This is a genomic window from Enterococcus sp. MSG3290 (assembly GCF_050555565.1).
GTDB lineage: Bacteria > Bacillota > Bacilli > Lactobacillales > Enterococcaceae > Enterococcus_B > Enterococcus_B faecium.
In genome coordinates this window covers 1,752,987-1,765,100 of sequence record NZ_CP187862.1, presented here as the reverse complement: position 1 = coordinate 1,765,100, position 12,114 = coordinate 1,752,987, and the positions used below count along the sequence as shown (strand labels likewise).

Annotated in this window: 11 protein-coding genes; 7 read left to right on the top strand and 4 right to left on the bottom strand. The window is 33.4% G+C overall.

Features of this window, described 5'->3' with window-relative positions:
* Positions 1 to 345: 345 nt before the first annotated feature.
* From IGL31_RS08405 to IGL31_RS08375, 7 genes are all read left to right on the top strand, one after another.
* The gene (locus IGL31_RS08405; RefSeq protein WP_086300155.1) at positions 346 to 1,005 is read left to right on the top strand and encodes a WxL domain-containing protein; all 660 of its coding nucleotides are present in this window, start codon (positions 346 to 348) and stop codon (positions 1,003 to 1,005) included.
* Entirely contained in the window at positions 992 to 2,026 is a 1,035-nt protein-coding gene (locus IGL31_RS08400; protein WP_086300154.1) for a DUF916 and DUF3324 domain-containing protein, read from the top strand. Before IGL31_RS08405 ends, IGL31_RS08400 begins: the two co-directional genes overlap by 14 nt.
* A gap of 139 nt (positions 2,027 to 2,165) precedes the next feature.
* Complete coding sequence (locus tag IGL31_RS08395; RefSeq protein ID WP_086300153.1) at positions 2,166 to 2,489, top strand: LPXTG cell wall anchor domain-containing protein; 324 nt, start codon at positions 2,166 to 2,168, stop codon at positions 2,487 to 2,489.
* The gene (locus IGL31_RS08390; protein ID WP_086300152.1) at positions 2,479 to 4,572 is read left to right on the top strand and encodes a hypothetical protein; all 2,094 of its coding nucleotides are present in this window, start codon (positions 2,479 to 2,481) and stop codon (positions 4,570 to 4,572) included. Before IGL31_RS08395 ends, IGL31_RS08390 begins: the two co-directional genes overlap by 11 nt.
* A 39-nt stretch (positions 4,573 to 4,611) precedes the next feature.
* Positions 4,612 to 6,678 carry a pectate lyase-like adhesive domain-containing protein gene (locus tag IGL31_RS08385; protein WP_086300151.1) on the top strand — a complete coding sequence of 689 codons (2,067 nt, stop codon included), beginning with the start codon at positions 4,612 to 4,614 and terminating at the stop codon, positions 6,676 to 6,678.
* 142 nt (positions 6,679 to 6,820) lie between these two features.
* Positions 6,821 to 7,054, top strand: a complete 234-nt coding sequence (locus tag IGL31_RS08380; RefSeq protein ID WP_081156300.1) for a hypothetical protein — start codon at positions 6,821 to 6,823, stop codon at positions 7,052 to 7,054.
* Positions 7,042 to 7,995: an SPFH domain-containing protein gene (locus IGL31_RS08375; protein WP_002299849.1), complete on the top strand. Its 954-nt coding sequence runs from the start codon at positions 7,042 to 7,044 to the stop codon at positions 7,993 to 7,995. Before IGL31_RS08380 ends, IGL31_RS08375 begins: the two co-directional genes overlap by 13 nt.
* Positions 7,996 to 8,237: 242 nt before the next feature.
* Here IGL31_RS08375 and IGL31_RS08370 read toward each other — a convergent pair whose 3' ends face one another.
* From IGL31_RS08370 to IGL31_RS08355, 4 genes are read right to left on the bottom strand one after another with little or no spacing between them, the layout of a single operon-like run.
* Positions 8,238 to 8,966, bottom strand: a complete 729-nt coding sequence (locus IGL31_RS08370; protein WP_002299848.1) for a GntR family transcriptional regulator — start codon at positions 8,964 to 8,966, stop codon at positions 8,238 to 8,240.
* A gap of 55 nt (positions 8,967 to 9,021) precedes the next feature.
* A complete protein-coding gene (locus tag IGL31_RS08365) occupies positions 9,022 to 9,492 on the bottom strand; it encodes a GNAT family N-acetyltransferase (protein ID WP_086300150.1) in 471 nt (156 codons plus the stop codon).
* A gap of 4 nt (positions 9,493 to 9,496) precedes the next feature.
* A complete protein-coding gene (dcuC, locus tag IGL31_RS08360) occupies positions 9,497 to 10,903 on the bottom strand; it encodes a C4-dicarboxylate transporter DcuC (RefSeq protein WP_086300149.1) in 1,407 nt (468 codons plus the stop codon).
* A gap of 22 nt (positions 10,904 to 10,925) precedes the next feature.
* Positions 10,926 to 11,846: a nucleoside hydrolase gene (locus IGL31_RS08355; RefSeq protein ID WP_002299844.1), complete on the bottom strand. Its 921-nt coding sequence runs from the start codon at positions 11,844 to 11,846 to the stop codon at positions 10,926 to 10,928.
* Between the last annotated feature and the right edge of the window lie 268 nt (positions 11,847 to 12,114).

Here is a 12,114-nt window from a genome sequence, read left to right as displayed (position 1 = left end):
TGGCTGGACTTATTACCGCAGATGCAAGCTTTTGAACACCGTTTTCCAAGAGGTCGTGAGCCTCCCGTTCATCTTCGAGTCACAAGGAACAATTTCAAAAAACAGCTTCTCATGTTTGTTGAATATTGTGACTTGTGACCGAGGAGTTGGCAAGAGAACACCGTTTATTCGGAAAAAGGGACTGTGACACTACATGTCACAGTCCCTTTTTGATTGAATTATCTCATTTGTTTTCTAATTTTTTTCTTTATTTGGGAAAATAGTTGAACTGGATAAAAAGTACTGGACGTGTCAAAATTATTTTGGATCAAATTAGATCTATTATTATTTAGGAGGAATTATAAAATGAAGAAAACAATGATCACAACTGCTGCGTTAGGTTTGTTAGCAGTAACTGCTTCGGGAAGTATGGTTTCTGCAGATATGATATCAGGGACAACTAATAAGACAGACGTTACTTTGACGGAAGGATCTGGAACAGATGTCACACCAGTTGTGCCAGATGACACACACGATGATGATCCAAGTACAGGAGACGTTGGTTCTTTATCGATTCCCTTTGCATCTAATATCACATTTGGTAAACAAGAAATCCAACAGGGAGATACGGATTACTATGCATTGAATAAAAAACCGCATGTACAAGTAAACGATACTCGTGGAGGAGCAAAAGGCTGGACATTGGGAGTTACCATTTCTCCATTTATTGGAGAAAATGGAAAAAAATTAACTGGAGCGAAGATGTCTTTGACAAATGGCCGGGTAGTAACTAAAGACAATACTTCTGAAGCTCCTAAATTAGCCAATCAAACATTTGATTTAAATGAAGCTTATCAAGATGTGATGCTTGCTAAAGAAGGACAGGGAGCTGGAGCTTTTGCTGCAGTTTTTGAAGGAGAAGATGGACATAATGAAAGCGTGAAGCTTCATGTACCACGAGCTGGAGTAGAAGCACAAAGCTATACAGCTGATTTGACTTGGGTGTTGTCTGATGCTCCAGCATAATGTTCAAAAAGGGTGGGGAAGAAGCTTTCCCCTCTTTTTTGTTGGTATAGTATTCTTTGCTTTATTCTATTTGTCTACAAACATATTCGCAGATTCAAACAAGGTATCTTTTGATGCACAAGCCATTTTACCAGATAACCAGCAGTCAGAAGCAAGTTATTATGATCTAAAGGTGACACCTGGCGCCACACAAGATTTATCACTAAAATTGAAAAACACTACTGCCAAACAAATAAAAGTAGTGGTAGAGGCCAATAATGCTTGTACTAATAAAAATGGAGCAATCGATTATTCTAACCATGAGGCTAAGTTATTGGGAAAACCTGTATTCCAAGATTTAATTTCTAAATCACAGACGATCACATTGAAACCTTCTGAGGAATGTGATGTGACCTTTCAATTGAAAATCCCAGAGAAAGGTTTTGAAGGAACCATTTTAGGAGGATTTTATTGCTATGAAGATACAAAAGGAAAAGAAGAAAAAAATGAAGGTTTTAGTCTAAAGAATAAGTTTGCATATACAATCGGTGTAAAGCTGGTTTGTTCAGATAAAAAAGTGGAACCAGGATTTGCTTTAACGAAGGTTAAACCCGGATTAGAGAATGGCTATTTGACTCTTTTTGCCAATTTAGAAAATTCAGAGCCTGTGCTTAAAAGCAAAATGGATCTACATGCAGTTATCAAGAAAAAAGGGGAAAAAGAAGCGTTACATGAATTCAACCAAAAAGTGTCTTTTGCACCACGCACACAATTTCAGATTCCTTTTAATTTGAATAATGAGCCACTGAAAAAAGGAACCTATGAATTAAGTATTCAGTTAAAAGATGATTCAGGTAAAAAATGGACACTCTATAAAGAATTCGTAATCAAAGGAGAGGACGAAACGCTCAACAAAGATGCAGTGGAAGTAAATAAAGAAAATAATGATCATTCTTTATTCTATATTCTTTTAGTTCTTTGTTTGATCATTATCATCAGTTTAATTGGGTATATTACTAAGTTACGACGAAAAAATCCATAAAAGTATTCGAATAATTTTTTAAGATTATGAAGTGGGGAAACGATCTTAAAAAATGTGTGAATAATTCATATATATAATAGATGATTTGGATAACTTTCTATAAAAATGATTGTATAAAAGATGTAGAAAGGAGACAAAAATGAAAAAAATTTTAACAATTATTTGTCTGGGATTGCTGATTGGGGCAGCAATCCCAGTGTCTGCATCAGCTAATGATCAAACAACTAGTAGAGTAGGAATTACTTTTTACCAGTCTACTAATAAGGTAGTACCTATGAAAAAAATAGTTGTACCTGATAAGCTAGATCAGATTGCGCCAAAAGAATATAACCAATTGTTACCTAAAACAAATGATAAACAAAACTTTTTTAGCAGTCTAATAGGTATAAGTTTAGTATTAAGTGTTGCATTATTTTACTATTTAAAAAAACAAATGGTGATGAGGAGAAAAAATGAAAAATAGTAAAAGTTTAACATTGTTGTTACTTATTTTTAGTGGACTACTATTTTTAACATCTAAAAAGGTAGAAGCTGCGCCACGTCCTTTAACTCAGTTAGGATACTTTCACTGGGCAAATCAGGCTAAAACGCCAGCTAATAATACGTTTATCATGCATCATGGGCAACAAACTGAGGTGATACCACTCTCTGGGAACGTCCGTGGTGAAATTCTAACAGTGGATAGAAATACTAACGTAAGTAGTTGCCTAGTTAAAAATGTAGGATATTATCATGGTGAACAGATTAATTTAAAAGTTACTATAGAAAGAAATAAGGGGAATTTAGCTGGGGGGTCTATCTACTTCTCGAAAGGTTATTTTCTAGGTATTGATATTGATGGTGAAATGATGGTAACCTATGAATTTTTAAATCAGAACAATACGCCAGTAACAGTAGAAACAGCTTTTAATTATTACGGATTAAATCCTAATAAGTATATCGGTTTTCTATCTCCAAGTACTTTGATCAAGGGATTGTATGCTAATAATCCTACTCATATTTTGTACGACGTTTGGGATGGTGGAACAGACGATTATTGGGTATATTTTAAAAATATAACGAGAGGGATTCCGTGGCGTGATCCTAGACAAAATCTAGAACTAACTACCAATCCTATTAATAAAGTGAAATTTATTGTCCACAATAATGATGCCACCACTTCATCGTTAGGTTATGTCACTGACTTCTTAGCTGAACCAGAGTTTCCTGTAGCTTACGGAGTAGATTCTTCATTTGAGAAAGCAAATCAGGACATTTATTTAAGAGCACAGCAAACGATTCCTAATATAGAAAAATGGGGAAAAAATAAATCGATGGAGTTATGTTTTAATTTACAAAAAATTTATTCTACTCATCAATATTCTTTTAAGGAAGCAAAAGTAACTAATCTCAATGGTGATGATTTAACAGACTTGTTTAAAATAAGCAATGAACCAAACGGCAATGTCGCTTTAGTGATAAACAATTTAAATGACAAACGTTTATATGACACGGTACTGCTATATGATATTAAACTAAACTGGAAAGGAATGGATTATCCTGTAGACATCGGTCTGCTTAAAGATGAAAAGTTACCATTATCATTCGACATAAAGACATTGCTCAATGATCAACCACTAGGAGAACAATCAGGGAAAAGTTCTGTAAATTACAAAGGTAAAATAATCATTCCTTTTCTTGATGAGAAAGATAATATCTTACAATCGCCTTCAGTCAAAGAGGGAATTATCACAACTCCATATGATGTTTCAAAAGATTATCCTGAAATAAAAGATTATTATCCTATAAAAAATGAGAAGGAAGATGTAGGGGTTTATTTACCAGATGAACAGACGATTGTTCATAGGTATAAGAAAGGCGAGCCAATACAATTTGAATTACTAGATAAAGAAGATCCCTTATACGTATCTCGCTTCACTAAAGATAGAGAAATTACGTTTAATTTTTCACATAAAGCTAACGAAAAGATTTATTTGATGGCTAAATGTGGGAAAGAAGAAATAACTTTGGAAAAATACTCTGAAGCGGCTGAAACAGTAAAGAATCGTACTTTCCATTTTAAAGCACCAGAAAAATGGTTGGGTCAACAAGTCTCATTTTATTTAAAAGATGAAGAAGGCCGTGTTTCTCAAGAGGAAGTAAGAACGATTCAAACAGAACCAAGTCCCCAACTCACACTTCCTGAAGATATTAATTTTGGGGTGAAAGAAATACCATCCATGAATACTGTTTCTTCGCTAGAAGAAGGAAATATTTTTAAAGTAGAAGACAATAGCAAATTAGATAAGAGCTTATGGACCATTAAACTGTCTGAAGAAACCCCATTAATGAATAGCCAAGGTAACAAACTTAATGACCGATTGTCTTTTACTACGTATGAAGGAAAAGAAGTTCATCTAAATTCTACGGAACAAATTATTTGGCAAGATAGCGGGAATGCAAAAGTCGATCTATCTGATAAACTGCATTTGAAACTACAGCCTTCGGATAACGTAGGCATCTACAGTGGTATATTAAAATGGAATTTTGAAGATGCGCCAAATTAAAATAAGGGTGGGCTGGATGAGGAAAAACGGAGGGAAAACATGTGGCATTTACTAAAAAAAGAATTTTTATTAGGTATATCTATTGTTTTTATGCTGACACTTATCTGTGTTATGGAACCAATAATAGTATGTTCTGAAGATATCCAGCCCGACTCTTCTATTTCAGATTCCTCCTTTCCAACTAAGAAAGGTAAAGAACAAGTAGTAAATTCTGATAATAACCAGAATGAAATATCAGATTCCAATAATAACAAAACAATAAGCGGCTCTAAAGAGGAGACTGATCCAACTTCAGAGTCTATTAATAAAGTAGAAGGAAAACAAAACTCTGAAAAATCGGATAGTCGTGAATCTATGCCTTCAGACGATAGCGAGAGTATTAAAGATTCAAAAGAAAATTCTAGTGTGAAAGTAAGTAATTATAAAGAATTCAAAGATGCTTTGTTGAATAAAAGTATTCGTACGATTTATTTGGATAAAGATATTAAGATACTTGAGTCGTTTAACTTTTCTAGTAATAAGGACATTTGCGGAAATGGTCATATTATTGACATGAATTTTCAAAGCATTGGCATAGCTTTAAAAAATGCTAATTGTAAAATCAGCGATATTAAATTAACCAATCAACCTATTTATCCTTTATTTTGGTCAGAATATCCTGGTGTCACAGTAGATTATACTAATGTTTCTTCAACAGGTTATCAGTTTATTTATCTAAGTGCTGGAACAGCTAATTTAGAGGGAAAAATAGAGGCTAGGGCAACTGCGGAAGAAGTATTTCAGGGAAAGCACATAAACATAAACAAGCAAGCAAACGTTTATTTTAATGACACTTCTGGCGCTAATGCTATCTATACAGGAGACGGAATCAATATAGAAGAAGGTTCAAATTTAATCATGAATGCTACGGGACTAGGTTTGTACATGTATAAGCCTAATGGAGCCATCAACATTGCTGGCAATGTGCAAATAAGTTCCCAAACTAATTCTGCTATTAGAAGTGATGCTACTGGTGGAGAAATGAATTTACAAGAAGGAGCTACGCTAAAGGCATATTCAAAAGGTACAGATGAAGAAGCTATTCTGCTATGTAATGGTAGCATCGTGGTAAAAAAACAAGCTAATTTGGAAGTTACTTCTGAAGGGTATCAATCAACGGTACAAACAGGAAATAAGCTAGAGTTATTAAAGGGTTCTAATTTCTTGATTTCTAACAGGAAAGGAAACGCTTTAGGCGCTTGGACGCAAAAAACTTCAGTAAGTCTCTCTTCTTCTAAAGGAATAGATACTTGGAAGGTAGGTAGTTCTTTATCGGAAGATCCTGATAAAACCTATAAAGGCCCTTTGACGGCTTCATTTATTTTAGATACGTACGTGCCTGCTCAGCATACTACAAACATGATATCTAACAACATAGATTTTCAAAAAAGTTTTGATTCGGGGGATGTCGGGACAATAGCTGGAGGAGACTATGTAAAAAGAAAAGAGATAGCTCCAACTACTATAGAAGAACTGACAAATGAAAGTACTGAGGTTAAGGGTACGGCAGAACCGAATGCACATATAGAAGCAAAGATTAATAATCGCTTAATAACTAGTGGAAAAGTTGACGGTAATGGGATTTACCAATTATCTATCCCTAGACAAAAAGCAGGTACAGTAATAAATGTAGTGGCTAGTATAGATGGGTTCTATTCCGAAAATAGTACAGTTGTAAAATATGTGGGACCCTCTATTTCAATTCCTAATGCTATTAATTTCGGGAAACAAGAGATTCCTCCTGTCGACAAGTTGATTACTGCCAGTGACTCACAAAGTATAGATATAACAGATAACAGTTTACTTAAAGATAGTACATGGAAACTATCAGTGAAAGAGGATCAGCGATTAATAAATGAAAAAAAAGAGCAGCTTTTTAATCGTATACTCTTTAATAAGGGAAATAAAAAAATAACTATTAATGCTCAAGACCAAATAGTTGCTGAAGGAAAAGGTAATAAGGAATTTAGTTTAGATAAACACATGTATCTATCTTTACATCCTTCAGATAAAATTGGCATGTATGAAGGGGAACTAACGTGGACATTTATTGTCGCACCAAGTTAAAAAATATAAAGTAACATCTTTTTTACTTTCTTATTCATTTTAATCCTAAGCCTAATAATATAGATTTTTAAATAAAATATTTATATAAGAAAAATAAGTTTTGGGAGGTATTTGATATATAATAAAGGAAAAGGAGGAGAGTATGACATATTATTTAGAAAACAAGGTTATTGGAAAGTACTTTCGATCAGCTACTAATCAATTTTTAGGAATTGTTCGTATCTATGGTACTTATACAGAATACCGTGTAATAGAAGGGCTCCCTGAAAAAGATGCTATGCTAGAAATCATAGATGTTCAGTCCGGTGTGCTTCTTACAAGAGTGAATAATAGTTTATTTGAAAATGGAAGAGGGTATATAGAATGTTGGTTGTGAAAATAATCGTTGGAGTAATTGTTGCAGCTTTTCTTATATGGTTATTGACTAGTACGGCAGTCGTTGTACGTCAAGGGGAAGTAAAAGTAGTAGAAAGTTTTGGGAAATATGTGAAAATTCTGGAACCAGGATTACATTTTCTTATTCCAGTACTATATACTGTTCGAGAAAGAGTATCGCTAAAACAGATTCCTTTAGAAATAGAACCTCAAAGTGCTATTACAAAAGATAATGTAATGGTTGAGATTGACGAAGCTATCAAATATCATGTTACAGATGTACGAGCATTTGTTTATGATAATGAAAATTCCGTAGTATCAATGATCCAAGATGCGCAATCGAATTTGCGTGGAATTATCGGGAAAATGGAGCTAAATGAAGTATTGAATGGTACTGAAGAAATTAACGCCTCTTTGTTTGCTTCAATTAAAGATATTACTTCTGGCTATGGTTTGGCAATCGATCGAATTAATATTGGGGAAATAAAAGTATCTAAAGAAATTGTTGAATCAATGAACAAATTGATAACAGCTTCAAGAGACAAAGAATCAATGATTACTCGTGCAGAAGGTGAGAAATCATCTGCGGTACTTAATGCTGAAGCTAATGCATCTAAAATGACCATTGATGCACAAGCAAGGGCACAACAAACCCAAATTGACGCAGAAGCAAGAGCAAAGCGTATTCGTATTGACGCAGAGGCAGAAGCTGATCGTATTGAAAAAATTACTGAAGCAGAGAAAAAAAGAATAATAATCTTAAATGAAGCAATCAAAAATAGTCAACTCGATGAGATATCCTTATCTTATTTAGGAATAGAAGCATTTAAAGAGGTAGTTTCTAGTCAAACAAATACAATTATATTACCTTCTAACATGACGGAATTAGGCAATATCCCTGTAGCAAAACAGTTATGGGAGAAACAAATAAAAGAAAATTAATTATGAATTGCATTTATATTTTAAAATAGTATAAACCTTTATCTTACTTACATTGTTACTGAAAAGGTTAGTGATACGTAACCTTTGATTTCATAGTTAGAGAAAATTCACTATCCTGTTTTATATTGTCAAAAAGTAATAGATACAATTCTCCCTCTCAAAAGTTAGTTTAACTATTAACTTAGGAGGGAGAATTTTTAATTAGATATAGATTTCAATAGATGCAGATTCAAGCCTTATGTTCAATGAATGTCACGATATCTGACTAGAGATGTTCTGAAAAAACTTTCTGCAATATAATATTTATTCTGGGCCAATACCTTTCCGGTGTTTGAATACAAGTCTTCAGTCATCAAAACCAGTTTTTCGCCTTCAGCAAACCCTCTTCTAAAACTATCGGGATTTCTTGAAGAAATAGTAATAGTTAACTTTGAATTACTCACATCTTCATAAATGTCTTTTTCTAGAAATTGAATAATTTGATTTTTATCTTCTAGATTTAGGTTGAATTTTTCAATTGTCTCTGGTAATAAAATAGAAAAAATATTTGCTATATTTGAATTGCCCAGTACATACCATACATTTAAAGTGAAATAGGAAATATCTTTCACTTCAAATAATTTATCTGTAAAAATACTACTAGGATTCTTAAAATAGTAAGCATCTTTTTTTGAAATTTGTTCTATAGGAACTGTCAAACTCTCTAAAAGAGGACAACTTAATGAGCGAAGACCTTGTTTGCTTTTTTGGGCGTGTGTAAAATTAACAAAATGGCCTTGACCATGAATACTAGTAATGATTCCATCCTCTTTTAATAAAGATAATGCAGTCCTTAATGTCACTCTACTAACATTAAAATCACTAGTCAATTTTTCTTCCGATGGCAATTTTGAACCAGGAAGAAACTGAGAACGTTTGATCATTAATAAAATTTGGTTATAAACTTGGACATATTTTGGCGTACGATGCATATTTCACCATTCCTCGCATAAGTATATAATTAATTTTAACATATTACTTGTTTACTTAGTAAAGAGGATAGATAAATTCAATGAAATCACCAAAATGTTCACGTCCAGGAATTATATAAGCTCTTTTAGAATGGAATCCTAGATCCTTAACTAAATTTTGCATAGGAAAATTAGAATGATTCGTAATTAATTTAATATTATGAACAGTGGGCCTGATTTTTTCCTTTGTGATAATGTCTTTTAAAATCATACGAGCTATGCCTTTTCGTTGGTAACAGGAATGAACAACTAGACGTTGGATCAATAACGAACAATCGCTTGTTGTAAGAGTTACGCAGCCATAAATAGGATGACCGTAAATCCATAATTGTTGCTCTGTAATATCCTTCAAGACTGTCCCAGAACTAGGATAAGCATTAGTCCATTGATTGATACCATTTGTTATCATTTGTCGCTTTCCATCAGCAATAAGAGCTTTAATCTGTAAATAGTCTTTTACTGTGGCTAATCTTTTATCTAAAGTCATTGGTCTATTGAAAAAATAAGATAGATAGTATTAGTGATAAAATTACTCCGAATACCATTGGGACAGAAGTTCTGCGTACAATTTGCATGGGAGACAATTTTGTTGTTCCAGCAACAATCAAAACCACAGCAGCCACTGGAGAAACCGCTCTCAGTAAGTTGCCGGATAATTGCATTGGAATAGATAAAGCGACAGGGTCTATTCCAGCTGCTTTAGATAAAGGGATCATTAAAGGGATCATTGCAAATAGTAAAGCTGTTCCACTACCGCTAAGTAAAACAATAATAGCTGTAAAAGCAACCATTACAATCGGTAAAAGTATACCTGCACTATTAATATTTTCCATTGTTTTTTGTATAATCTCAATAATTCCAATCGAAGTAAGGCCTTGAACGAATACTTGAGCAGAAACTAATAATGCGACGATATTCATCACATTTCCCATACCCTCAAAAAAGTAACTAGTTTCTTTTAATACGGTATTTATTGAACGACGATTGAAGAACTCTATGATAACAGCAATCATAAAGCTAATTAAACTGACTACCTGGACACTTATATTTAACGTGGTATTTAAAACAATATTTCCTATAAACACAATTAGAAGCAAGATAATCGGTAGTAAAGGCAAAATACCATAGACAATTGCTTTGATACCTGAGTAAGAAACTTGGATCTCCTCATCAGAATTGCTGGAGCTATATAAGTTTAGCTCTTCTTCATAAGATAAAGTTTCTTTGCTCTTCTTATCTTCATGCTTTTGCCACCAGTAATGTACAAGAGCAATTGCTAGTAACGTCGGCACTGAAACGATAGCATGATTTTTAAACACATAGTCTGTAACATTGATATTTAGCAAAGATGCTATCGCTACATTATCTGATCCCAATGGTGTTGGTACAATTGTTGCTGAGGTACCAATAATTGCAGCTGCGCTTAATCTGGACATTCCAGCAGATCGCAAAACAGGATATAAAGTTGCTAACAGAATAATTGCTAAATTTGAAGCACTTGGAATAACTAATGACAATAGATTTCCGATTAAAAAAACGATGGGAATAAGGAAATAAATGGATCGAATCCTTGAAATAGGCTTTGTTAAAGCTTGTACAGTAACTTTATTTGCCCCAATATGATTCATATAAGCGCTGTAGCCTCCTAAAATCAATATAACGAAGCCTGGTCCTACTAACGTACTCGTGAATTGGTCAACAACAACTTGAAAAGGATCTAACAAAGAAGTGCCAGTACTTTCACTTATTTCTAAATGTCCACCTATTAAAATTGCAATATATAGCAGTAGTATACCTAATATTAGTAGAGTCATCTTTATATCATTTTTTTTAAGTAACATATAAACGAGGATTCCTACGGCCAATAATCCAATGAAGCAAGTCAATAAAACATTCATTTACAGCCCAACCTTTCTTTTATTAAAAAGTTTTAGCAATCGAAGCAACGAACCATTTTTCAAATTTATTTGGATCCACATGGGTAGCGACCTCTGCATTAGCAGGGAGATTGAGATACCCATTTAAATCAATTAACGATGCACCAGTAGTTAATTTACCAACTGTTTCAATTTCAACTCTTGTTTTAACAGTCTCAAACATATCTGGATTTAATATTAAACCTACAGCTAAACTATCATACATGTTGAGTCCTGTTTCGAAACTGCCACTGCGATATTTTGAAAATAGTTGATAAAACATATTACCTATTATTCCAAAATCCTTTATTTTTTTTGAAACCTCCGGCATGATTTTTGCCTGACGACCTACTTCCATGGGGGCAACTCTAATGGGAAGACCACTATCAAAAACAATTTTTGCAGCTTCCGGATCAGCAGCAAAATTAAACTCAGATAATACCCCATAATTTCCTCTTCCTAGGCTGCCACCCATGACAACGATTTCTTCTATTTTATCTAAATCATGAGGATATAGATGGATGTATAAAGCAATATCAGTTAGCGGCCCTATGCCTACTATTGTCGTTTTATTTTCTTCCTGAGTAATAGTTTCATGCATCGCTGATACAGCTGTTAATGATTGTTCGCAGTGAATAGTTGGTTCTGGGAATAGATAACCATCCATTCCAGTTTTTCCATGAACATTACTGGCATTGATCACATTTTTTAGGAGGGGATGTGCACTCCCTAAAACAACACGAGGATTTTTTTTGTATAGTGTTAGTAACTTTTCCACATTGAGTTTAGTGTATTCTAAGCCGACATTTCCAAAAATGGGACAAATTAACTTCACGTCTAGATTCTCACTGAATAATGCGAGTGCAAGGGCAACAGCATCATCTATGCCTGGATCGGTACTAATAATTACTGATTTTTTATTCATAATCTCTCTTCTTTCTTGATTTTTTTAGAAGCGCTTCCAAAAAAGATAATACAACATTGTATTATATAAGTCAAATTTAGATACAACGTTTTATTCTATATTGTTTCTAATATTTCCAAGACATGTGACTAGTATTTTATATTTAGAAAAAATATTAATTTGTAATAATCGTTAACTCTAAGTATAGTACTAGCTAAAAAGTTCTTAATAGGATATAACTATTTTGAAATAAAACAGCAAAACTACAAAGTTAGCTGAACAGTCTAAC

Bases quoted from the DNA above. Each gene is read 5' to 3' on its own strand.
- IGL31_RS08365 (WP_086300150.1), bottom strand. From the start codon at position 9,492: ATGACTTTAGATAAAAGATTAGCCACAGTAAAAGACTATTTACAGATT.
- IGL31_RS08390 (WP_086300152.1), top strand. From the start codon at position 2,479: ATGAAAAATAGTAAAAGTTTAACATTGTTGTTACTTATTTTTAGTGGA.
- IGL31_RS08395 (WP_086300153.1), top strand. From the start codon at position 2,166: ATGAAAAAAATTTTAACAATTATTTGTCTGGGATTGCTGATTGGGGCA.
- IGL31_RS08355 (WP_002299844.1), bottom strand. From the start codon at position 11,846: ATGAATAAAAAATCAGTAATTATTAGTACCGATCCAGGCATAGATGAT.
- IGL31_RS08370 (WP_002299848.1), bottom strand. From the start codon at position 8,966: ATGCATCGTACGCCAAAATATGTCCAAGTTTATAACCAAATTTTATTA.
- IGL31_RS08385 (WP_086300151.1), top strand. From the start codon at position 4,612: ATGTGGCATTTACTAAAAAAAGAATTTTTATTAGGTATATCTATTGTT.
- IGL31_RS08400 (WP_086300154.1), top strand. From the start codon at position 992: ATGCTCCAGCATAATGTTCAAAAAGGGTGGGGAAGAAGCTTTCCCCTC.
- IGL31_RS08405 (WP_086300155.1), top strand. From the start codon at position 346: ATGAAGAAAACAATGATCACAACTGCTGCGTTAGGTTTGTTAGCAGTA.
- IGL31_RS08380 (WP_081156300.1), top strand. From the start codon at position 6,821: ATGACATATTATTTAGAAAACAAGGTTATTGGAAAGTACTTTCGATCA.
- dcuC (WP_086300149.1), bottom strand. From the start codon at position 10,903: ATGAATGTTTTATTGACTTGCTTCATTGGATTATTGGCCGTAGGAATC.
- IGL31_RS08375 (WP_002299849.1), top strand. From the start codon at position 7,042: ATGTTGGTTGTGAAAATAATCGTTGGAGTAATTGTTGCAGCTTTTCTT.